19 protein-coding genes are annotated in these 22281 nt (G+C 70.0%); 10 read left to right on the forward strand and 9 right to left on the reverse strand.

Translation table 11 applies throughout. From position 1 onward, the window contains the following. Positions 1-154: 154 nt before the first annotated feature. From ABZX79_RS29755 to ABZX79_RS29775, 5 genes are read right to left on the reverse strand one after another with little or no spacing between them, the layout of a single operon-like run. Positions 155-1465, reverse strand: coding sequence for a DUF58 domain-containing protein (locus ABZX79_RS29755; RefSeq protein WP_355264396.1), 1311 nt, complete (start codon positions 1463-1465; stop codon positions 155-157). Between the two features lie 13 nt (positions 1466-1478). After that, positions 1479-2453: a MoxR family ATPase gene (locus tag ABZX79_RS29760; protein WP_355264399.1), complete on the reverse strand. Its 975-nt coding sequence runs from the start codon at positions 2451-2453 to the stop codon at positions 1479-1481. Beyond that, positions 2450-3634, reverse strand: coding sequence for a DUF4350 domain-containing protein (locus tag ABZX79_RS29765; RefSeq protein ID WP_355264402.1), 1185 nt, complete (start codon positions 3632-3634; stop codon positions 2450-2452). The genes ABZX79_RS29760 and ABZX79_RS29765 overlap by 4 nt, the downstream gene beginning before the upstream one ends. Further along, positions 3631-4320 (reverse strand): DUF4129 domain-containing protein, encoded by a 690-nt coding sequence (locus tag ABZX79_RS29770; protein WP_355264405.1) that lies wholly within the window; start codon positions 4318-4320, stop codon positions 3631-3633. The genes ABZX79_RS29765 and ABZX79_RS29770 overlap by 4 nt, the downstream gene beginning before the upstream one ends. 4 nt (positions 4321-4324) lie before the next feature. Further along, a complete protein-coding gene (locus tag ABZX79_RS29775) occupies positions 4325-5563 on the reverse strand; it encodes a glycerophosphoryl diester phosphodiesterase membrane domain-containing protein (RefSeq protein WP_355264408.1) in 1239 nt (412 codons plus the stop codon). A 140-nt stretch (positions 5564-5703) separates the two neighbouring features. On the opposite strand from ABZX79_RS29775, the gene mtnA reads away from it, so the two are divergent. The 7 genes from mtnA (at position 5704) to ABZX79_RS29810 (ending at position 14214) form a co-directional block, all read left to right on the forward strand. After that, on the forward strand, positions 5704-6858 hold the full coding sequence (mtnA, locus tag ABZX79_RS29780) for an S-methyl-5-thioribose-1-phosphate isomerase (protein WP_355264411.1): 1155 nt from the start codon (positions 5704-5706) through the stop codon (positions 6856-6858). A gap of 4 nt (positions 6859-6862) precedes the next feature. Further along, positions 6863-7552 carry a two-component system response regulator MtrA gene (mtrA, locus tag ABZX79_RS29785; RefSeq protein ID WP_187281934.1) on the forward strand — a complete coding sequence of 230 codons (690 nt, stop codon included), beginning with the start codon at positions 6863-6865 and terminating at the stop codon, positions 7550-7552. Position 7553: 1 nt separating this feature from the next. Continuing rightward, positions 7554-9545: an MtrAB system histidine kinase MtrB gene (gene mtrB / locus ABZX79_RS29790; protein WP_355264415.1), complete on the forward strand. Its 1992-nt coding sequence runs from the start codon at positions 7554-7556 to the stop codon at positions 9543-9545. After that, positions 9535-11430, forward strand: coding sequence for an LpqB family beta-propeller domain-containing protein (locus ABZX79_RS29795; RefSeq protein ID WP_355264418.1), 1896 nt, complete (start codon positions 9535-9537; stop codon positions 11428-11430). The genes mtrB and ABZX79_RS29795 overlap by 11 nt, the downstream gene beginning before the upstream one ends. Before the next feature lie 72 nt (positions 11431-11502). Then, positions 11503-12231, forward strand: coding sequence for a ComF family protein (locus ABZX79_RS29800; RefSeq protein ID WP_355264421.1), 729 nt, complete (start codon positions 11503-11505; stop codon positions 12229-12231). Between the two features lie 315 nt (positions 12232-12546). Further along, positions 12547-13236: a ribosome-associated translation inhibitor RaiA gene (raiA, locus tag ABZX79_RS29805; protein ID WP_214969517.1), complete on the forward strand. Its 690-nt coding sequence runs from the start codon at positions 12547-12549 to the stop codon at positions 13234-13236. Positions 13237-13458: 222 nt separating this feature from the next. Beyond that, the gene (locus ABZX79_RS29810) at positions 13459-14214 is read left to right on the forward strand and encodes a response regulator transcription factor (protein ID WP_355264425.1); all 756 of its coding nucleotides are present in this window, start codon (positions 13459-13461) and stop codon (positions 14212-14214) included. Here ABZX79_RS29810 and ABZX79_RS29815 read toward each other — a convergent pair. After that, the gene (locus tag ABZX79_RS29815; RefSeq protein ID WP_355264428.1) at positions 14207-15379 is read right to left on the reverse strand and encodes a crosslink repair DNA glycosylase YcaQ family protein; all 1173 of its coding nucleotides are present in this window, start codon (positions 15377-15379) and stop codon (positions 14207-14209) included. The genes ABZX79_RS29810 and ABZX79_RS29815 overlap by 8 nt on opposite strands. Positions 15380-15388: 9 nt before the next feature. Continuing rightward, positions 15389-16012 carry a GNAT family N-acetyltransferase gene (locus ABZX79_RS29820; protein WP_355264431.1) on the reverse strand — a complete coding sequence of 208 codons (624 nt, stop codon included), beginning with the start codon at positions 16010-16012 and terminating at the stop codon, positions 15389-15391. A gap of 238 nt (positions 16013-16250) precedes the next feature. On the opposite strand from ABZX79_RS29820, the gene secA reads away from it, so the two are divergent. Continuing rightward, complete coding sequence (gene secA / locus ABZX79_RS29825) at positions 16251-19085, forward strand: preprotein translocase subunit SecA (RefSeq protein WP_355264434.1); 2835 nt, start codon at positions 16251-16253, stop codon at positions 19083-19085. A gap of 76 nt (positions 19086-19161) precedes the next feature. Here secA and ABZX79_RS29830 read toward each other — a convergent pair whose 3' ends face one another. Further along, positions 19162-19668: an Rv3235 family protein gene (locus ABZX79_RS29830; protein ID WP_355264437.1), complete on the reverse strand. Its 507-nt coding sequence runs from the start codon at positions 19666-19668 to the stop codon at positions 19162-19164. Positions 19669-19946: 278 nt separating this feature from the next. Between ABZX79_RS29830 and ABZX79_RS29835 the strand changes: the two genes are divergently transcribed. Together ABZX79_RS29835 and ABZX79_RS29840 are read left to right on the forward strand one after the other, a co-directional pair. Then, positions 19947-20453, forward strand: a complete 507-nt coding sequence (locus ABZX79_RS29835; protein ID WP_355264440.1) for a hypothetical protein — start codon at positions 19947-19949, stop codon at positions 20451-20453. Positions 20454-20507: 54 nt separating this feature from the next. Beyond that, positions 20508-21173 (forward strand): HAD family hydrolase, encoded by a 666-nt coding sequence (locus tag ABZX79_RS29840; protein ID WP_355264443.1) that lies wholly within the window; start codon positions 20508-20510, stop codon positions 21171-21173. Positions 21174-21308: 135 nt separating this feature from the next. Here the strand turns inward: ABZX79_RS29840 and ABZX79_RS29845 are convergent, their stop codons facing one another. Then, positions 21309-21875: a DJ-1/PfpI family protein gene (locus tag ABZX79_RS29845; RefSeq protein ID WP_355264446.1), complete on the reverse strand. Its 567-nt coding sequence runs from the start codon at positions 21873-21875 to the stop codon at positions 21309-21311. Positions 21876-22281 lie beyond the last annotated feature (406 nt).

Raw genomic sequence — 22281 nt, forward strand, 5'->3', positions numbered from 1 at the left:
ACTGCAGGGGGGACCCTGTGGGAGAGTAGGACGCCGCCGAACAATCATTGTGGACTAGCCCCGCACCATTCATGGTGCGGGGCTTTTCTGCGTTCAAGGCCCTGCCGCCCGTCGGCAGGGCCTTTCTTTTTTCGTAGGGGCGGGTCCTTGCTCCTTACAGGCGGCCTGCCGCTTTCAGGGCGAGGTATGCGTCAGCGAGAGCCGGGGCCAGGTCGTCCGGGGTTGCGTCGACGACTGTGACGTTGTGGCGGGTGAGTTTCTCCGCTGTGCGGCGGCGCTGTTCCTGGGACTGAGTCGCGGCGGCGGCTTCGTAGACCGCGTCGACTGTGCCGCGGCCAGTTGCCATTTGCTCGACGCGGGGATCGGCTACTGAGGCCACCAGGACGGTGTGGCGCTGGGTCAGCTGTGGGAGTACGGGAAGGATGCCTTCCTCAACCGGGGCGGCGTCCAGGCCGGTCAGCAGCACGATCAGGGAACGGCGGGGGGCGTTGGCCAGTGCTGCGGCGCTGAGGCCCCGGGCGTCGGTTTCGACCAGCGCGGGTTCCAGCGGGGCCAAGGCGTTGACCAGGGCCGGCAGGACGTCGCCCGCGGTGCGGCCCTGAACCTGGGCGCGGATGCGGCGATCGTAGGCCAGAAGGTCGACGCGGTCGCCCGCCCGTGAGGCCAGGGCGGCGAGGAGAAGGGCGGCGTCCATGGAGGCGTCCAGGCGCGGTACGTCGCCGACGCGGCCGGCCGAGGTGCGGCCGGTGTCGAGGACGACCAGGATGTGCCGGTCGCGTTCCGGGCGCCAGGTGCGTACGGCGACGGTGTTCTGCCGGGCGGTGGCGCGCCAGTCGATGGAGCGGGTGTCGTCGCCGGGAACGTAGTCGCGGAGGCTGTCGAATTCCGTGCCTTCGCCGCGGGTCAGGACGCTGGTGCGGCCGTCGAGCTCGCGTAGGCGGGCCAGCTTGGACGGGAGGTGCTTGCGGCTTGTGAAGGGCGGCAGGACGCGGATGGTCCAGGGGACTCGGTGACTGCCCTGGCGGGCTGCCAGGCCGAGCGGGCCGTAGGAGCGGACAATGATCCGTTCGGAGTGGCGGTCGCCGCGGCGGGTGGGCCGCAGGGCGGTGGTGAGGCGGCGGCGCTCTCCGGCGGGGATGGTCAGCTCGTGGCGTGAGGCGGCCTGCTCGGTGCCCGTGGGCCAGCTGCTGGGCGGCCAGGCGTCGCGCAGTTGGGCGCGCAGAGGGCGGCCCGAAGGGTTCGTGACGGTCAACTGGATCTCGGCACCGTCACCCAATCGAACTGACGTGTCACCACTTCGGGTGAAACGGAGCTTTCGCACTGGCGCGGCCAGGGCGTAGTCGCACAGAATTGCGAGCGTGAGGGGAGCGTTCACGGCGAGGACCCCGGACCAATTCGGCGCGAGGACGCCGATGGGGATCGCGCCGAGAGCGGCGAGCAGTGCGGTTCGTCCGGTGAGGGCCACGGTCATCGCCTCGTCAGCGGGGAACGGGGACGTGGGCGAGGATCGCGGTGATGACGGAGTCGGCGGTGACTCCTTCCATCTCCGCCTCGGGCCGGAGCTGAATGCGGTGGCGCAGGGTGGGCAGGGCGAGGGCTTTCACGTCGTCGGGGATGACGTAGTCCCGGCCGGTGAGCCAGGCCCAGGCACGGGCGGTGGAGAGCAGAGCGGTGGCGCCTCGGGGTGAGACGCCGAGAGTGAGCGAGGGGGATTCTCGGGTGGCACGGCAGATATCGACGACGTAGCCGGTGATCTCGGCGGAGACTGCGGTCTTGGCCACGGCAGCGCGGGCCGCTTCCAAGTCGGCGGCGTTGGCGGCGGGGCGTAGGCCGGCTGCGTGCAGGTCGCGGGGGTTGAAGCCCTCCGCGTGGCGGGTCAGGACGCCGATCTCGTCCTCGCGGGACGGGAGCGGGACGGTGAGCTTGAGGAGGAAGCGGTCCAGTTGCGCCTCCGGGAGGGGGTAAGTGCCCTCGTACTCCACGGGGTTCTGGGTCGCGGCGACCAGGAAGGGATCGGGCAGGGGGCGGGGCGTGCCGTCGACAGTGACCTGGCGCTCCTCCATTGCCTCCAGGAGGGACGCCTGGGTCTTGGGGGGCGTGCGGTTGATTTCGTCCGCGAGGAGGAGGTTCGTGAAGACGGGGCCGGGCTGGAAGGAGAACTCGGCGGTGCGGGCGTCGTAGACCAGGGAGCCCGTGACGTCGCTGGGCATGAGGTCGGGGGTGAACTGGACGCGCTTCGTGTCCAGTTCGAGTGAGGCCGCGAGGGCGCGGACCAGCAGCGTCTTGGCTACTCCGGGGACTCCTTCGAGCAGGACGTGGCCTCGGCAGAGCAGGGCTACGACGAGTCCGGTGACAGCGGGATCCTGGCCGACCACGGCCTTCGCGATCTCGGTGCGCAGGGCTTCGAGGGAGGCTCGGGCGCTGTCTGGGTTCTCTGCGGGCTGGGCGCTCATGAAGCGCGTACCTCTCTTTCGAGGGCGTCGAGTTCGTCTGCCAGGCGGATGAGGCCGGCGTCGTTGGAGGGTGCGGTGCCGAAGAGGAGGGCGGGGAGGTCCCGGCCGGTCGTCGGCAGGTGGGCGGAGACGGCTGGGATCAGGGCGTCGGAGGCGTGCGCCCGGGAGGCGGGCACGCCGAGAAGGGGGGCCAGGCGAGTGCGGGTTGCCGAGCGGAGGGCCGAGGCCGCGCGGTCGCGGGCGTCGGCTCTGCGGTAGAGACGGGCGCGGCCCTCGGTGGTCTCGGAGGCCCGGACGGCTACCGGGAGCTGCTCGGTGACGAGGGGGCCCAGTCGGCGGCCGCGCCAGATGGCGGTGAGTACGGCGGCGAGGGTGAGCTGGAGCGTTCCCCAGAGCCAGCCGGAAGGGACCAGGTCGTAGAAGCTGCTTTCGCCACCGTCGGTGGCCGAGGCATCGCCGAGCGAGGGGAGGTACCAGACGAGATGAGGCCGGGAGCCGAGGAGTTGAAGCGCGAGCGAGGCGTTGCCCTGCTTGTCGAGGCGGTCGTTGTAGAGGATGTCCGGTGCGCCGAGCAGGACGGTGTCGCTGCCTGTTGTGTCCGGTACGCGGAGGAGGGTGGCCAGGCCATCGCTGGGGTAGCAGGCGTCGGCGTCGGGGGCCTGGGTGGTGTAGCGGAGTCCGCCGGTGTCGGCGTCGCCGGCGCGGAGCGCGGCGGGCAGCGAGCACTGGGGGGAGCGCGGCGACACGGTGGTGCGCCGCTCGACGCGCACGCCGGGGGCGAGAGTGGGGACGGAGGGGGCGCCGGGGGCGAGGAGCACCGTACGGGACGCGGATTCCTGCATGGTGGTGCGGACTTGGCTCTGCTGCCGGGGCGTCAGGAGATTGGGGGCGGTTACGAGCAGAGTGCTGTCGGCGGTCGTGGCGGCCGTGACCTCGTCGAGCGTGGTGACCACCTGGGTGCTGACGCCACGGGCCTTGAGGAGTTCGGCTGCGGCGCGGCTACCTTGGGGGTCCGCGGAGCGCGGGTCGAGTCGGCCGTGCTGGTCGCCGGAGCGTACGGCGGCGATGGCGATCCCGGCGACCAGGATGACGACCAGGCCGAGGAGGAGGCCGCGGGTGCGTGTCCAGACCTGGCGGGCGGTGAGGGAGGCCGAGGTGGAGCCGGTGGGAGCTCCGGTCATTCCGCAGCTCCTTGGGCCGCGCCGCTGAGCAGCGGCTTTGTGCGCTCGACGGCGGAGTCGAGCTCGCTCAGGCGCTGGTACGCCTGTTGGTCGGCGGTGCGGCCGCCGTATGTGACGTCGTCGAATTCGCGGGCGGCGGCGCGCAGTCGGTCGGCGTGGCCGGGGAGGGACTGTCCGGCTTCCGCGGCGGCCTCGTCCGCGGTGCGGCCGGGGCGTGGGTCGAGGAGTGCACGTTCTTCCAGGGAGCGTACGACCGCCCGCATCCGTTCCTGGACGGCCTGGTTCCAGTGGTGTGCGGCGGCGTGTGCCTCGGCGGCGGTGCGGTGTTCCGCCGCGCTGCGCGGGCCTTCGTCGAACAGTGTGCCTTCGGGGGGAGGGGTGCGTTGGGGCGTGCCGAGCCGTAGCCACAGGCCGGCGGCGAGGAGCAGGACGAGCACGACGACGACCACGAGCCCCACCGCGCCTCCGGGTGTGGCTCCGGACGCCGCGCTGAACAGGTCGTTGACCCATTCCCAGAAGCGGTCGATGGCGCGTTCGAGGAAGCTCGGGTCGTTCTCGTGGTACATCGGCTTGGACAGTTCGCGTTCCGCGGCCTCTCGGGCCGGGACACGCGGAATGTCCACCGGTACGTCGTCACTGGTGCGAGCCCGGAGGCTCGCTGCTGTCCTGCCCCCCGCTGTGGACACCGCATCAGCTCCCGGGTGTGGTGTCGGTGGGCTGCTGGGGGCCGTAGCCGGGGATGCCTGCGGCGCGGGCGAGTTCGAGGTCGAGAGCCTCGCGGCGGATGCGCTGGTCGATGTAGAGCAGGACCGTCACGCCGGCGTTGATCGGGTAGGTGATCGAGGCGGCGATCACGGCGCCGATGCCGGTGATGATCAGGAAGGGCCAGCCGAACTCCGGAGTCTGTCCGGTGAACAGTCCGTCCAGGCCGTCGTCGGCGGCGTAGGCGATGAGGCCGAACGGCACAGCGATGATCATCGACACGATGAAGGTGAGCAGCATCGTGAGCAGCATGATGCCGAAGACCCGCCACCAGGCGCCGCTGACCAGCTTGGCCGAGCGGCTCAGCGACTTCTTGATGCTCTGCCTCTCCAGCATCAGGGCGGGCGAGGCGAGGCTGAAGCGGACCATCAGCCACAGGACGGCGACGAAGGCCGCCGTACCGAGGAGGAGCGCGAGGGCGATGCCTGCCGCGCCACCCAGCAGGAGGCCGGGGAGGATGCCGACTGTCATGATCGCGGCGGCGAGGAGGGGGAGCAGCAGGGCCAGGCCGAGCAGCTGGGGCAGCTGGGGCTTGGCCTCGCGCCAGGCGTCGGCGAGTGTGACCGGGCGGCCGAGCACGGAGCGGCTGATCACCATGGTCAGCAGGGCCGTGGTGAAGAGCGTGCCGATGAGAGCGATCGCGAACGTGGGGGCCGCGTTGATCACGGTGCTCTGCATCGCGTCGAAGGACTGGCTGAGGGCTTCGGACGGCGTGGCGTTCGGGTCGACCTCGGGCGGCGCGGGGAGCAGGTGGCGCTGGATCAGGATGTCGCAGATCTGCGTGATCACCGCGACGGTGACCGTGATGCCGAGGACCGTGCGCCAGTGGGCGCGCAGCGTCGACACCGCTCCGTCGAGGATCTCACCGATGCCGAGCGGGCGCAGCGGGATCACTCCGGGCTTGGCTACGGGCGCAGGACCGCCCCAGCCGCCGCCCTGGGGCCTGCCGCCCCACTTCGGTGCCGGCTGCTGCTGAGGGGGGCCGGCGTGCCCGCCAGGGCCGCTGGGGGCGGACCACTGGGCTGCCGGAGGCTGCTCCTTCGACCACTTCGATGCGGGATCGCTCTGATCGGCGGGCTCGGCCGGCTGGGCGGGCCGTGGCACGGCCGGCTTCTGGCCGTCGGAGGGGGCAGATCCGGGCGAGGCCCAGCCCGGAGAGTCGTTCATCGTCGCTCCTTCACGGTGCCCGTCCGCGGTTGCGGCGGCAGGTTGGCAGCCATCGTGTCATGGGGCATCTGTCGGCGGACCGGGCCCCGTATCTCCTGTGCACCTTCAATTGTCGGTGCCTCAGCGGGCAGACTGGGCAGATGGCTGATCAGGACGCGCAATTCCCAGCGGGCGCCGAGCCGCCCCCGCTCCCTACGCTGCGGTGGGAGGAGCCGCCCGAGGGCCCCGTGCTGGTGCTGCTCGACCAGACGCGGCTGCCCTCGGAGGAGGTCGAGCTGGTCTGTACGGATGTGCCCGCGCTGGTGCAGGCCATCCAGACGCTCGCTGTTCGTGGAGCGCCTGTGCTGGGGCTCGCCGGCGCCTACGGGGTGGCGCTGGCCGCCGCGCGGGGGTACGACGTGGACGAGGCCGTCGGGCTGCTGGAGCGGGCGCGGCCCACCGCCGTGAACCTCGGGTACGGGGTGCGGCACGCGGCAGCGGCGTACCGGGTTGCCCTCGAGAAGGGGGCAGGCGCCGAGCGGGCGGCCGCGTCGGCGCTGGTCGCCGCGCGGGAGCTGCACCGGGCCGATGCCGAAGCCAGTGCGCGGATGGCTGCGCACGGGCTGGCTCTGCTGGAGGAACTGCTGCCGGGAGGGGGGCACCGCGTACTGACTCACTGCAATACCGGGGCGCTGGTCTCGGGCGGTGAGGGCACGGCGTTCGCGGTGGCGCTGGCCGCGCACCGGACCGGCAGGCTGCGGCGGCTGTGGGTGGACGAGACCCGCCCGCTGCTGCAGGGCGCCCGGCTCACGACGTACGAGGCAGCACGGCACGGCATGGCGTACACGCTGCTCACGGACAATGCGGCGGGTTCGCTCTTCGCCGCCGGTGAGGTGGACGCCGTACTCATCGGCGCCGACCGGATCGCGGCCGACGGTTCGGTGGCGAACAAGGTGGGGAGCTATCCGCTCGCGGTGCTGGCCAAGTACCACCACGTTCCGTTCATCGTGGTCGCGCCCGTGACCACGGTGGATCTGGGCACCCCGGACGGTGCTTCCATCGAGGTGGAGCAGCGGCCGGGGCAGGAGGTGACAGAGTTCACGGTGCCGTCGGTCCCGGTGGCTGGATCTGATGCCGGGATCGGGGCCGGGATGCCTGTGGCGCCGCTGGGGACACAGGCGTACAACCCGGCCTTCGACGTAACGCCGCCAGAACTGGTGACCGCGATCGTCACGGAGCAGGGTGCAATTTCCCCGGTCACGGGGGCCGCACTGGCGGACCTGTGTGCCAGGTCACGCCAGGTAACGATTAGCTAATGGGATGATGTCGTTTATGAAGGGACGCGTCCTTGTCGTCGACGACGACACCGCACTGGCCGAGATGCTCGGCATTGTGCTGCGTGGTGAAGGATTTGAGCCGTCGTTCGTAGCGGATGGCGACAAGGCACTTGCCGCATTCAGGGAGGCCAAGCCTGACCTGGTGCTGCTGGATCTCATGCTGCCCGGACGGGACGGCATCGAAGTCTGCCGGCTGATCCGGGCCGAGTCCGGGGTGCCGATCGTCATGCTCACCGCCAAGAGCGACACCGTAGATGTGGTGGTGGGGCTGGAGTCCGGCGCTGACGACTACATCGTCAAGCCGTTCAAGCCCAAGGAGCTCGTCGCCCGTATCAGGGCGCGACTGAGGAGGTCGGAGGAGCCGGCGCCGGAACAGCTGGCAATCGGGGACCTGGTCATTGACGTGGCCGGTCATTCCGTGAAGCGGGAGGGGCAGTCCATCGCCCTGACGCCGCTCGAGTTCGACCTGCTGGTCGCGCTCGCCCGTAAGCCCTGGCAGGTGTTCACCCGCGAGGTGCTGCTGGAGCAGGTATGGGGTTATCGCCATGCCGCGGACACCCGGCTGGTCAATGTCCATGTCCAGCGGCTGCGGTCGAAGGTCGAGAAGGACCCGGAGCGCCCGGAGATCGTTGTGACCGTCCGCGGGGTCGGTTACAAGGCCGGACCGAGCTGATATGAGCCGAGGCAGCGCTGCTCCGATGCCCGGGGGGGAGCCGGGAGTCCGTACGGGGCGGGCTGCCGGTCCTCGGCGAAGGGCGTCCAGGATTGGACGTTTCGTGCAGAGCGGCCCGGCCCTGCGTCTCTTCGCGCGCTGGGTGCGGCGGCCGCTGCTGCCATCGCTGCGGCTGTGGCGGCGGAACATTCAGCTGCGCGTGGTCGTCGGCTCGCTGCTGATGTCGCTCGGTGTGGTGCTGCTGCTCGGCTTCGTGGTGATGTGGCAGGTGCGCAATGGCCTGCTCGACGCGAAGCAGGAGGCTGCCCAGAGCCAGGCGGCCGGTGGATTCGACGTGGCGGAGGAGAAGGCCCGTACCGTCGCGGGAACGGGTGCCGGCGACAGCTCGCAGGCCAGGGCCACCGCTCGCAACTCCACCAACTGGAGGACCGAGCTCGTGGAGCAGCTCGCCAGCGGCGGTCGGCAGGCATTCCACGTGGTGGCACTCAGTGCCGATTCGGACGACGAGAGTTCCAGCAATCGCGGGCCGCGTGCGTCCGGCGGCGTGAACCAGAGCGCGAGCGTGCCGCAGAAGCTGCGGGACGCGATCGACCAGGGGACCGGCAAGGCGCACAAGGCTTTTGTCCGGATCACGTACACGGACGCGCAGGAGCCGTCCGAGCCCGGTCTGGTCATCGGGAAGCAGCTCAATGACAACAGCGGCCAGCCGTATCAGCTCTACTACCTCTTTCCGCTGACGCAGGAGGAGGAGTCGCTCAGCCTGGTGAAGACCACGCTCGCCACCGCAGGGGTGTTCGTCGTCGTTCTGTTCGGCGGCATCGCCTGGCTGGTCGTGCGGCAGGTCGTCACGCCTGTGCGGATGGCCGCCGGGGTCGCCGAGCGGCTGTCCGCCGGCCGGCTCCAGGAGCGTATGAAGGTCACGGGCGAGGACGACATCGCGCGGCTCGGCGAGGCCTTCAACAAGATGGCGCAGAACTTGCAGGTCAAGATCCAGCAGCTGGAGGAGCTGTCCCGGCTCCAGCGGCGCTTCGTGTCGGACGTCTCGCACGAGCTGCGTACGCCGCTGACGACGGTACGGATGGCCGCTGATGTGATTCATGAGGCGCGGGCTGATTTTGATCCGGTGACCGCGCGGTCCGCCGAGCTGCTCGCCGGGCAGCTCGACCGCTTCGAGTCGCTGCTCGCCGACCTGCTGGAGATCAGCCGGTTCGACGCGGGTGCGGCGGCTCTGGAAGCGGAGCCGATAGACCTGCGTGAGGTCGTACGCCGGGTCATCGAGGGCGCCGAACCGCTGGCCGAGCGCAAGGGGACCCGGATACGGGTGACCGGTGATGAGCAGCCCGTGGTTGCCGAGGCCGATGCACGGCGGGTGGAGCGCGTACTTCGAAATCTTGTGGTCAATGCCGTCGAGCACGGTGAGGGCCGGGATGTCGTGGTCCGGCTGGGCGCCGCGGGTGGAGCTGTCGCCGTGGCGGTCCGTGACTACGGCGTCGGGCTGAAGCCGGGGGAGGCGACGCGGGTGTTCAACCGGTTCTGGCGGGCCGATCCGGCGCGTGCGCGCCACACGGGTGGTACCGGCCTCGGCCTGTCCATCGCCGTGGAAGACGCGCGGCTGCACGGCGGCTGGCTTCAGGCGTGGGGAGAGCCGGGCGGCGGATCGCAGTTCAGGCTCACCCTGCCGCGTACGGCGGACGAGTCGCTGCGCGGTTCGCCCATTCCGCTGGAGCCCGAGGATTCGCGGCGCGCGCGCGAGCGCGCGGAAGCGGACAGCCGGGTGACGGGCGACCGGCCGGGCGGCGGCGGGAACCGGCTCGCGAGGGTGCCCGCACAGCCGAGCGCCGAGCGCTCGCCACTGCCCGCGGCGACGCGGGCGGCGCCGGCGGCGGATCCGACGGCGCTGCCGGGCAGTGGTGCCCGGGTCGTGGCGCGATCGTCGGGCGACGGTGACAGTTCATCGCAGATGGAGCGGAAGGACAGCACCCGTGGGCACTGAGCGATTGCGCGGCGGCCGGTGGCGGGTGCCGCGGACGACGGTGCTGCTGGGGTGCGGCGGTCTGCTGCTGGCCGGCTGCGCGTCCATGCCGGACAGCGGCGACGTGGAGGCGGTGGAGGCGTCCCCGCGGGGCGACTCGCAGGTGCGGGTGTACGGGATGGCGCCGAGGAAGGGGGCCCAGCCGAACGAGATCGTCGAGGGCTTCCTGGAGGCGATGACGGGCGACGACCCCCAATTCGCCACGGCCCGTAAGTACCTGACGAAGAAGGCGTCGCAGAAGTGGAACCCGACGCAGGTCACGGTGCTGGACGACGGCCCGGTGCCGCAGGACCAGCGGGCCAATGACCGTGAGGGCGGCGCCTATACGTACGCGCTGACCGGCACGAAGATCGCCGAGGTGAACGGGCAGCGCGCGTACCAGCCGGTCAACCGCTCGTATCACGAGACGCTCCATCTCAGCAGGCAGAACGGTCCGGACGGCAAGGAGTGGCGCATCGACGGCCTGCCGCAGGGGCTGGTGCTCGGCGAGTCGGACTTCGAGCGCATCTACCGCTCCGTCAACAAGTACTACTTCGCTTCCGGTACGTCGTCGGAGGGGGCCGGCGCGGCTCACCCGTGGCTGGTCGCCGACCCGGTGTACGTACGCAAACGCATGGACCCGCAGACTCAGATGGATCCGGTGACGCAGACGGTCGAGGCGTTGCTGAGCGGACCGACCAACTGGCTGAAGCCGGTGGTCGGTTCGAGCTTCCCCACGGGTACGGCGCTGAAGCTCGAGGACGGCGCCAAGTCCCTGGCGTTCGACGACCGGAACGCTCTCACGGTGCCGCTCAACGGGAAGGCGTCCAATGTCGGCCAGAAGCGGTGCAGGGAGATGGCCGCCCAACTGCTCTTCACACTGCGGGATCTGACGTCGTACCGGGTCGGCCAAGTGGAGTTGCAGCGGTCGGACGGCTCGACGCTGTGCGTGCTCGGCGGGGACCAGGCGGAGGACTTTGCTCCGGAACGGGCCTCGGGGAGCCCGGACTACCAGTATTTCCTCGACCCCAAGCAGCGTCTCGTACGGATGGTGGCAAGCACCGAGATCACTGGCGCCGACGATGAGGCCGACCCCGTGCCGGGCCCGCTCGGCAACGGCGAACGGCGTCTGAGCGCGGTCGCGGTGGCGCGCAACGAACGGCACGCGGCAGGGGTCTCGCTGGACGCACGCTCGCTGTATGTGGCGTCCGTCGTTTCGGACAGCGAGCCCGGGGAGCCGGTGCTGACCAGCAGCGGCAAGCAGGGGAAGGACCGCCTCTCGGCGCCGAGCTGGGACGGGCGGGGCGATCTGTGGGTGGCCGACCGGGACCCGCGTCAGCCGCGGCTGCTGCGGCTGGCGGGCGGCGAGGGGAAGGCGGAAGAGGTCAAGGTCGTCGACGGCCTCGACGGGGCCCGTATCGAGGCGCTGAAGGTGTCGGCGGACGGCGTACGGATCGCGCTTCTGGTGACGCAGGACGGCCGGACGACCCTGAAGCTCGGCCGGGTCGAGCGGCACGAGTCCGACGGCAAGCACCACAAGCCGGAGGTGTCCGTCGTCGACCTGCGGCCCATCGCTCCTCAGATGGAAGAAGTGACGGCCGTGTCGTGGGCCGGACGCAGCCGCCTGGTGGTCGTCGGCCGCGAGTCCGGCGGGGTGCAGCAGCTGCGGTATCTGCAGACGGACGGTTCGACGTCGGACGCCCAGTCGGTGCCGGGCGTGAACCGGGTGACGGCGGTCGCTTCGGCGGACGACGACCGGCTGCCGCTGCTGGCGCACTCGGTGGAGGACGGCATTGTGCGGCTGCCGCCCGGCGCGAACTGGAAGACGGTGGTCAGCAAGGGGTCGTACCCGGTCTATCCGGGATAGCCGGGTACGACCCGGCAACCGGGTTTTCCACAGGGGTGGTTGCGGCGCGCTTCGCTGGGCACAGTGGAGTCCATGCACGGGTGGTGGCAGGAGGTCGCCGGTCTGGTGCTGCCGGTCGCGTGCGGCGGCTGCGGCAGGCCGCGCACGCTGCTGTGCGCCGAGTGCGGGCAGGCCTTGTACGGCGCCGGGGCGCGTCGGGTGCGCCCGTCGCCGGAGCCGCCGGGGCTGCCGGTGGTCCATGCCGCCGCTCCGTACGAGGACGCGGTACGGGCCGTGCTGCTCGGGCACAAGGAGCGGGGCGCACTGGGGCTCGCGGGGGCGCTCGGCAGCGCGCTGGCGGGCGCGGTGCGGGCCGCGGTGACCAGGCCGCGGGCCGGGGCGGCGGCGCCGCTGCTGCTCGTGCCCGTACCGTCCGCGCGCGGCGCGGTCAGGGCGCGCGGGCATGATCCGGCGCGCCGGATCGCACTGGCCGCTGCCGGGGAGCTGCGGCGCGCCGGAGTGCCTGCCCGAGTGCTCGCCGTGCTCAGGCAGCGGCGGGCGGTGAGTGACCAGGCGGGCCTGAGCGCCCGGGAGCGGGCGGCGAACCTGGCGGGGGCCCTGGAGGTCGTCGCGGGCGGCGGGCGGCTCCTGGAAGGCGGCCGGACCGTACTGGTGGACGATCTCATGACGACGGGGGCTTCCCTTGCGGAGGCGGCCCGTGCACTGAGTGCCACGCAGGAACGGCTGATTTCCGTATCCGCACAGGTGGACGCGGCCGTGGTCGCGGCGCCGGCGCTCTCGTTCGAAATAAACCGGAACTGATGGGGAACTTGGATCGTTGCAGGTGGAGAGAGGGGAAATGCACTTCAACGGAGGTACGCGCCGGTAGCGGGTGCCGACAAGCGTCCGAGCGAGCTATGTTCGGTTGTGAGGAAAAGCAGACCCTGTGCCTCACGTATTGGGACGGCTGCGCTTCGGGTTTTCCCTTCAGCCCGAAGTCGATGGGGTGGGGATCTTGTCGACTGGGGAGGAGGAGGTGAAAGTCACCAAGTCCGAGGTTCCGGTGTTCACCGGAACCTGGTGCGAAAGGGAGACGCTCCGCAGCTGAAGCGGGGCTATCCGGGAACGGAGTTCTGCGTGGACATCGTCGTCAAGGGCCGCAAGACCGAGGTGCCCGAGAGGTTCCGCAAGCACGTGGCCGAGAAGTTGAACCTGGAGAAGATCCAGAAAATTGACGCCAAGGTGATGAGCCTTGACGTCGAGGTGTCCAAGGAGCCCAACCCGCGGCAGGCGGACCGTTCCGATCGCGTGGAGATCACGCTTCGCTCGCGTGGCCCGGTGATCCGGGCCGAGGCTTCGGCCGGCGACCCGTACGCAGCGCTGGACCTGGCCACGGGGAAGCTGGAGGCGCGGCTGCGGAGGCAGCACGACAAGCGCCACACGCGTCGTGGCAACGGCAGGCTGTCCGCCGCCGAGGTCGGTGCGGCAGTGCCGGGTGCCGCGGCCATCAACGGCAATGGGCTGCTGGTCGCCGAGGAGGCGCCGCCCACCATTCCCACCACCAGGATCGGGCCGCTCGAAGTACAGGGCGAAGGACCGCTGGTGGTCCGCGAGAAGACACACGTCGCGGCCCCGATGTCGCTCGACCAGGCGCTCTACGAAATGGAGCTGGTCGGGCACGACTTCTACCTCTACGTCGACTCCGAGACAAAGGAGCCCAGTGTCGTCTACCGGCGGCACGCCTACGACTACGGAGTTATCCGCCTTACAACCGACCCCCTCGCGGAAACCGAGGCGGGCGGCGCCGGCGGTGCACTCGGCGGGTGATTCGCCGGGCACGCTGAACCAAGGCGGGCAGCGCGCCGTACCCATCTGTGGTGGTGGCCCCTGGAGCGCCTGTGCGCCCCCAGGGGCACCATCGTGCGACCACAGGATCACCGCTCCGTCGTCCGGGCATGAAATCATGGCGTCGCAAGCCAATCGGTGCTCACCACACTGTGGTTGGGGCAGCTCATGAATTTCGGGCCACGGCCTTCAGGGGGAGGAACGATGGCGGACAGCTTCGGTCCGGTGCAGGACGAGTCCGACATGGGGGATGCCGACGGGGTCGGCGGTTCCGGTACGGACACCGGGGGGACGCGCAAGGAGCCCATCAGGGTGCTGGTCGTGGACGATCACGCCCTGTTTCGCCGGGGGCTGGAGATCGTCCTCGCGCAGGAGGAGGACATTCAGGTTGTCGGCGAGGCGGCGGACGGGGCGGAGGCCGTGGACAAGGCCGCCGATCTGCTGCCCGACATCGTGCTGATGGATGTACGGATGCCCAAGCGCGGGGGTATTGAGGCGTGCACCTCGATCAAGGAGGTGGCGCCCAGCGCGAAGATCATCATGCTGACGATCAGCGACGAGGAGGCGGACCTCTACGACGCGATCAAGGCGGGGGCGACGGGGTATCTCCTCAAGGAGATCTCCACGGACGAGGTGGCCACCGCGATCCGGGCGGTGGCCGACGGCCAGTCCCAGATCAGCCCGTCGATGGCGTCGAAGCTGCTCACCGAGTTCAAGTCGATGATCCAGCGCACCGACGAGCGCCGGCTCGTACCGGCGCCGCGGCTCACCGAGCGGGAGCTGGAGGTCCTCAAGCTCGTCGCGACGGGCATGAACAACCGTGACATCGCCAAGGAGTTGTTCATTTCCGAGAACACGGTGAAGAACCATGTCCGGAACATCCTGGAGAAGCTGCAGCTGCACTCCAGGATGGAGGCGGTGGTCTACGCGATGCGGGAGAAGATCCTGGAGATCAGGTGAGGCGGGCCAGTTCCGTGGTCAGCGCGGTGCGCAGGTCGGGTGCGTCGACGCGCTCCAGGCGTACGTCCGTGCAGCCGACCCACTGGGCGGCCTCGACCAGCGCCTCGGCCATCGGCCGGACCGCCTTCCGGCTCTCCAGCGAGACCTGGCGCGCCACCAGGGTCTTTCCCTCACGCGCCGGGTCGACGCGGCCCAGCAGCCGGCCGCCCGCGAGCAGTGGCATCGCGAAGTACCCGTGTATCCGCTTCGGTTTGGGGACGTACGCCTCCAGGCGGTGAGTGAAGCCGAAGAGGCGCTCGGTGCGCGGACGGTCCCAGATGAGGGAGTCGAAGGGCGACAGGAGTGTCGTGCGGTGGCGGCCGCGCGGGGTGGCCGCCAGCGCCTCGGGGTCGGCCCAGGCGGGCTTGCCCCAGCCCTCGACCTCGACCGGGACCAGGCCCGACTCGGCGATCACGGCCTCGACCTGCTCGCCCCTGAGGCGGTGGTAGTCCGCGATGTCGGCGCGCGTGCCGACGCCCAGGGACTGCCCGGCCAGCCGCACGAGGCGGCGAAGGCACTCGGTGTCATCCAGGTCGTCGTGGTAGACGGCGTCCGGGACGGCGCGCTCGGCCAGGTCGTAGACCCGCTTCCAGCCGCGCCGCTCGGTGCACACGACCTCGCCGTACATCAGCGCCCGCTCGACGGCCACCTTCGACGCCGACCAGTCCCACCACTCGCCGCCGTTCTTGGCGCCGCCCAACTCCGTCGCCGTCAGTGGACCTTCGGCGCTCAGCTGCTTGATCACCGCGTCGTACGCGCCGTCCGGCAGGTCGTGGTGCCAGTGCGGCCGGTCGCGGTAGGCGCGGCGGCGGAACGCGAAGTGCGGCCATTCCTCCATGGGCAGGATGCAGGCGGCGTGCGACCAGTACTCGAAGGCGTGAGCGTCGGTCCAGTAGGCGGCGTCGACCGTCGTACGGCCTACGGCGCCGAGCCGGGCGTACGCGATCAGCTCGTGCGAGCGGGCCAGCACGGAGATCGTGTCGAGCTGCACCGCGCCCAGATGGCGCAGCACGCCGCGCACCCCGGCCCGCCGGTCCGGCGCGCCCAGGAATCCCTGCGCGCGCAGAGCGATCCTGCGGGCTTCGTCGGCGGACAGGGAGGCGGCGGGCGGCAGCAGACTCGTCATGGCCGCAGCCTAGGCGCCGCCACTGACAACAGGCCCTGGCCTGCGGGGATTCAGGCCATTCAGGTTCTTGGCGGGTAGGTACGGGCGCACTGTGGGCAGGCCGAGATCGGACGGGAGCAGAGCCCCGGTCCAGCCGTCGCGGCGTACGCCCTTGTTCGCGATGCCGGAGCGCTGGACGCCCTCGATCACGAAACCGGCCTTCTCGGCGACCGCGCGTGACGCGTCGTTGCCGACCTCGGCGCGCCACTCCAGGCGTTCCACGCCCGCCGTGGTGAAGGCCCAGTGGGCGACGGCCCTCACCGCTTCCGTGACGTAGCCGCGGCCGCGGTGCTCCTTCGCCGCCCAGTAGCCGATTTCCGCAGCGCCCTCGCCGCGGGTGATCGACGAGATCGCCGCCACCAGTTCCCCGCCGTCCCGGGTGAGCACCGCGAAGGCGTACACGGTGTCGAAGCGCCAGCCGTCCGGCACGATCCGGTGGACGAAGCCCTCCGCGTGCTCACGTTCGTACGGCGAGGGGATCGGCGTCCAGCGCTGGATGTCGGGGTCCTGACAGGCATGGAGGACGGCGTCCGTGTCGGCGGGCTCGAAGGGACGCAGCAGCAGACGCTCGGTGGTGAGGATGGTGGGCTCCATCGGCTGATTCTCGGCTCGGGGGGCAGGGTGCGCCAGACCTTTTTGGGATGGCCCGGCACCTTCCGGGCTCCCTGTCCGTTCTCTTTGCGGGTAACAGTGGGCCTTCCTGCGGGCGGACCTCCCGGCGCGGCGGGGTCCTCGCTTACGATGGCCGATGCGGTGGGGACCACCTGCCGTGCCCGCGCCAGAGTCCACACGACCCAGTGCACAGGCCCGACCGGCAAGGAGACCAGCCTCAGTGTCCGTCTTCAACAAGCTCATGCGTGCAGGCGAAGGCAAGATCCTGCGCAAACTGCACCGCATCGCGGACCAGGTCAACTCCATCGAAGAGGACTTCATCAACCTCTCCGACGCCGAGTTGCGGGCGCTCACCGATGAGTACAAGGAGCGGTACGCCGACGGCGAGAGCCTGGACGACCTGCTTCCCGAGGCTTTCGCGACCGTCCGCGAGGCAGCGAAGCGTGTTCTCGGTCAGCGCCATTACGACGTCCAGATGATGGGTGGCGCCGCCCTGCATCTCGGTTTTGTCGCCGAGATGAAGACCGGTGAGGGCAAGACCCTCGTCGGCACGCTTCCCGCGTATCTGAACGCGCTGTCCGGCAAGGGCGTCCATCTGATCACGGTGAACGACTACCTGGCCGAGCGCGACTCCGAGATGATGGGCCGGGTGCACAAATTCCTCGGCCTCGAGGTCGGCTGCATTCTCGCCAACATGTCGCCGGCGCAGCGCCGTGAGATGTACGCCTGCGACATCACGTACGGCACGAACAACGAATTCGGCTTCGACTATCTGCGCGACAACATGGCGTGGTCCAAGGACGAGCTCGTCCAGCGCGGTCACAACTTCGCGATCGTCGACGAGGTCGACTCGATCCTGGTCGACGAGGCCCGTACGCCGCTGATCATTTCGGGTCCGGCCGACCAGGCCACCAAGTGGTACGGCGACTTCGCCAAGCTCGTCGTCCGCCTGAAGAAGGGCGAGCCGGGCAACCCGCTCAAGGGCATCGAGGAGACCGGCGACTACGAGGTCGACGAGAAGAAGCGCACCGTCGCCATCCACGAGCCCGGTGTCGCCAAGGTCGAGGACTGGCTGGGTATCGACAACCTCTACGAGTCGGTCAACACGCCGCTCGTCGGATACCTGAACAACGCCATCAAGGCCAAGGAACTCTTCAAGAAGGACAAGGACTACGTCGTCATCGACGGCGAAGTCATGATCGTCGACGAGCACACCGGCCGTATCCTCGCCGGCCGCCGCTACAACGAGGGCATGCACCAGGCCATCGAGGCGAAGGAAGGGGTGGACATCAAGGACGAGAACCAGACGCTCGCCACGATCACCCTGCAGAACTTCTTCCGCCTCTACGACAAGCTCTCCGGCATGACCGGTACGGCCATGACCGAGGCCGCCGAGTTCCACCAGATCTACAAGCTGGGCGTCGTGCCGATCCCGACGAACCGGCCGATGGTCCGCGCCGACCAGTCCGACCTGATCTACCGCACCGAGGTCGCGAAGTTCGCCGCCGTCGTCGACGACATCGCGGAGAAGCACGAGAAGGGCCAGCCGATCCTGGTCGGCACGACTTCCGTGGAGAAGTCGGAGTACCTCTCGCAGCAGCTCTCCAAGCGCGGCGTCCAGCACGAGGTCCTCAACGCCAAGCAGCACGACCGTGAGGCGCCGATCATCGCCCAGGCCGGCCGCAAGGGCGCCGTCACCGTCGCCACGAACATGGCCGGTCGCGGTACGGACATCAAGCTCGGCGGAAACCCGGACGACCTCGCCGAGGCGGAGCTGCGCCAGCGCGGCCTCGACCCGGAGGAGCACATCGAGGAGTGGGCCGCGGCCCTGCCCGGCGCGCTGGAGAAGGCCGAGCAGGCAGTAAAGGCGGAGTTCGAAGAGGTCAAGGCGCTCGGCGGGCTGTACGTGCTGGGTACGGAGCGGCACGAGTCGCGGCGTATCGACAACCAGCTGCGCGGTCGTTCCGGCCGTCAGGGTGACCCGGGCGAGTCCCGCTTCTACCTGTCGCTGGGCGACGATCTGATGCGCCTGTTCAAGGCCGCCATGGTCGAGCGCGTGATGTCGATGGCCAATGTGCCCGACGACGTACCGATCGAGAACAAGATGGTGACGCGGGCGATCGCGTCCGCGCAGTCGCAGGTCGAGCAGCAGAACTTCGAGACGCGTAAGAACGTCCTGAAGTACGACGAGGTGCTCAACCGGCAGCGCGAGGTCATCTACGGCGAGCGCCGCCGGGTCCTGGAGGGTGAGGACCTGCAGGAGCAGATCCGTCACTTCATGGACGACACCATCGACGCGTACATCCAGGCGGAGACCGTCGAGGGCTTCGCCGAGGAGTGGGACCTCGACCGGCTGTGGAGCGCGTTCAAGCAGCTCTACCCGGTGAAGGTCACGGTGGAGGAGCTGGAGGAAGCGGCGGGCGACCGGGCGGGGATCACCGCCGAGTTCATCGCCGAGTCCATCAAGGACGACATCTACGAGCAGTACGCCGAGCGGGAGGCGCAGCTCGGCTCCGACATCATGCGTGAGCTGGAGCGGCGCGTGGTGCTGTCCGTCCTGGACCGCAAGTGGCGCGAGCACCTCTACGAGATGGACTATCTCCAGGAGGGCATCGGCCTGCGCGCGATGGCCCAGAAGGACCCGCTGGTCGAGTACCAGCGCGAGGGCTTCGACATGTTCAACGCCATGATGGACGGCATCAAGGAAGAGTCCGTCGGCTACCTGTTCAACCTGGAGGTCCAGGTCGAACAGCAGGTCGAGGAAGTTCCGGTTCCGGCGCAGGACGCGTCCCAGAAGCCGTCGCTGCGCAAGGAAGACGCGGTTCCCGCGGGTGCGCCGCGTCCGGAGATCCGGGCGAAGGGCCTCGACGCTCCGCAGCGGCCCGACCGGCTGCACTTCTCCGCCCCCAAGGTGGACGGTGAGGGCAGTGTCGTCGAGGGTGACTTCGAGAACGGTGAAGGGCCTGCGCGGTCCGAGTCGGACGGCATGACGCGGGCCGAGCGGCGCAAGGCGCAGAAGGGCGGCGGCAGCGGCGGCCGTCGCCGCAAGAAGTAGGTATGAGGGATTAAGGGCGCTTGCAGCGCGGCCGGGGCCGGACACCGACGGGTGTCCGGCCCCGGCCGTGTTTCGCCTATGGCTGGGCGGGGGCGCAGGAGGCCGCCACCGGGTCGCCGCGGTTGCCGCCCAGCTCGACGGCGGCGCACCGCCAGCGCAGGTCGCTGCCCTGCTCGAGGCGGAAGGCCATCGCCCGTACCTGCTCGCCGGCCGCGATGCTCGCGAAGGCCTCGACCACGCCGGGGCGCGGGTGGAAGCTGCCGCAGGTGCGTACGACGGGGAGGGTGCCGCGGGTGCGCAGCGGGGTCCTGGGGGCGAGCTGGACGAGCTGCTCGTACGCCGCGCCGATGGTGTGTCCGAGCATCCAGTGCACCGGGCGCCGGCCGCTGAGTACGGCCAGCAGGCGCTCGGCGAACTGTTCGTGGGGGGCGGGGCGGTGGTGGTGCCGACGGAGTGCTGTGGGTGTAGGTGTGGGTGCGGGTGTGGTTGCGTTTCTGGGGCTGGTCGTGGCCGCCCGGGACGTGGGGGTGCCGGGCCTGCGCGCGTCGTGGCGTCCTTGCGGCCGGGTCCTGTCCTTGCTCATCTGTGTGCCCCCCGCTCTGCGGGCCCGGCTGTGATACCGGGCGGTAACTTCTGCGGTGATCTTCTACGGGGGTGAGAGACGGCGGCAAGGCGAGGCGACCGGGGGCGGCAGCGGCCGACCGAATCACCTATCCGGGTGACGGGAGGCAGTCGTGGGGCGGCGGCCGGCCGACGGGCGGCTCATCAGGTGGACGTCGTGGAGGCCGGGGACCACCGCCCCGAAGGGGGACTCCGTACGTATCCTTGAGTCCGCCTCCCGACTACGAAAGCGGCCTGCCAATGCGCGTCTACGTCCCTCTGACCCTTTCCGGTCTCGCTGAGGCGCACAAGGCCGGACAGCTCGGGCCCGGCCCGCTGACCGCCTACGCCGTGACGCCCGGTCTGCGCGAGTGGTACGTCTCGGACGACATCGAGGAGCTGGAGTACGCCGCGCTCAACCGGGCCGCGGCAGCGTCCCTGCGGCTGCTCGCCGGGGACCCGGGCGCCGCACGCCGCCGCGTCGTCGTGGCCGTCGACGTACCGGACGGGGACGCGGTCGCGGACCCGGACCGGGGTCTGGACGCGGCGGGGCTCGGCGAGGTCCGGATCGCCGCCGCGGTGCCGCTGAAGAAGGCGGCGGCGGTGCACGTCGACGCGGACGACGCGGAGGCGGACGTGACGGCGGCGGCCTCGGCGCTGGGCGCGGCGGACCACGGGGACGACGACGCGCAGTTCACGGTGGACGGGGCGGAGGACCACGAGCTGCTGTGGTTCGGGGTGCAGGAGATCCCGAATCTGATCGGCTGAGCCGGGCTGCGGTGTGGTGGCTGCGTTGTCGTAGTCAGTGGGTACCTTCTTGGAATGGGGAAGCACACGACCACGCATCTCGTCTGGGACTGGAACGGCACGCTGCTCGATGACATCAGTGCGGTCATCGGGGCGACCAACGCCGCCTTCGCGGAGATCGGGATCGAGCCGATCACGCTGGCGCAATACCGGGAGCTGTACTGCGTGCCCATACCCCGCTTCTACGAGCGGCTGATGGGGCGGCTGCCGACCGACGCGGAGTGGCTGGTCATGGACGAGGCGTTCCATCGGCATTACACCGAGCTGCGGGTGGTGTGCGCGCTCGCCCAGGGGGTCGAGGAGCTGCTCGTGGAGTGGCGGGCCGGGGGGCGCAGCCAGTCACTGCTGAGCATGTACGGGCATGAGCAGCTGCTGCCGGTGGTGCGGCAGTACGGCATCGAGCGGCACTTCGTACGGGTCGACGGGCGGACCGGGCCTTCCGGGGGCAGCAAGGCCGCGCACATGGCCCGGCATGTCGCGGCGCTGGGCGGTGTCTCGCCGGATCGGGTGGTTGTTATTGGCGACGCGGTCGATGACGCTGTGGCGGCTGCGCATGTGGGGGCTCGGGCGGTGCTCTATACGGGGGGCTCGCACAGCCGGGCCAGCCTGGAGCCGGCCGGGGTGCCGGTGGTGGACACGCTGGCGGAGGCGGTGGAGCTGGCGGAGCGGTGGATGGGGTGAGGGGAGCCCCCCTCCCCCCATCGCTCCGCGGTGCCGGGCCTGCGGCGCTGTTCCCCTACCCACCCCTTCCCGAACTGGGGCGCTGCCCCAGACCCCGCTCCTCAAACGCCGGAGGGGCTGGGATTGGCGGACGGGCTACGTCACCGGGTTTTTGGCGCGCAGGACTTTCAGGAACTCGCGCATCCAGGCTGAGTGGTCCGGCCAGGCGCGGGCCGAGACCAGCGTGCCGTCGACCACCGTCTCCGTGTCCTGGAACCTCGCCCCCGCCGCCTGCATGTCCAGCTCCAGGGCCGGGTAGGCCGTGACCCTGCGGCCTGCCAGCCCGTCGATGGCCGCCGTCAGGAGAGGGCCGTGGCAGATCTGCGCCACCGGTTTGTCCGAGTCGAAGAAAGCCTTGAGGATCTTGCGTAGCTCCAGGTCGTTGCGCAGGTACTCCGGGGCCCGCCCGCCGGGGATCACCAGGGCGGCGTACTGGCTCGGCTCGACTTCGGAGAACGCCAGGTCGGCGGGCCACGTGTAGCCGGGCTTCTCGGTGTACGTATCGAAGCCGGGTTCGAAGTCGTGGACCACGAACTGGAGCTTCTTGCGGGTCGGGGCGGCGATGTGGACTTCGTACCCCTCCTCCCGCAGGCGTTGGTACGGGTAGAGGACTTCCAGCGATTCTGCTGCGTCGCCGGTCACGATGAGGATCTTGGGTGCCATGGCTGTGTGCTCCCCTCGGATCTGTGCCGTCAGTCTCAACGTGCACCCGCGGGTGACGATTGCCAAGGCGCCGGGCCGGTAGCGGCGGCTGTCGCTGTCCAGAGTGTCAAACTTCGGGGCTGGTTTTGTACACCGATCGGACATGACGGGCCCCCCGTGCGGGGAGATAGCCTGGTGCCGTGATCAGCGCTATAGCCCTCGGGGGCAGTGAAGCCCCCGGCATGCGCCCGGAGCACTACCGTGCCCGGGCGATCGCTGGTCCCCGAAACCCCGACCGGCCGTCAAAATTGGCCAATAACGTCATGGGTATCTCTCATCGCGGCATAACGTCGACCCGACCGGATACCCCGCGTCGTGGCGTTGTGTCATCTTTCTTCACCTACGTCACGCAACGGCGCGCGACAGG

This window comes from Streptomyces sp. NPDC002994 (assembly GCF_040611155.1).
GTDB lineage: Bacteria > Actinomycetota > Actinomycetes > Streptomycetales > Streptomycetaceae > Streptomyces.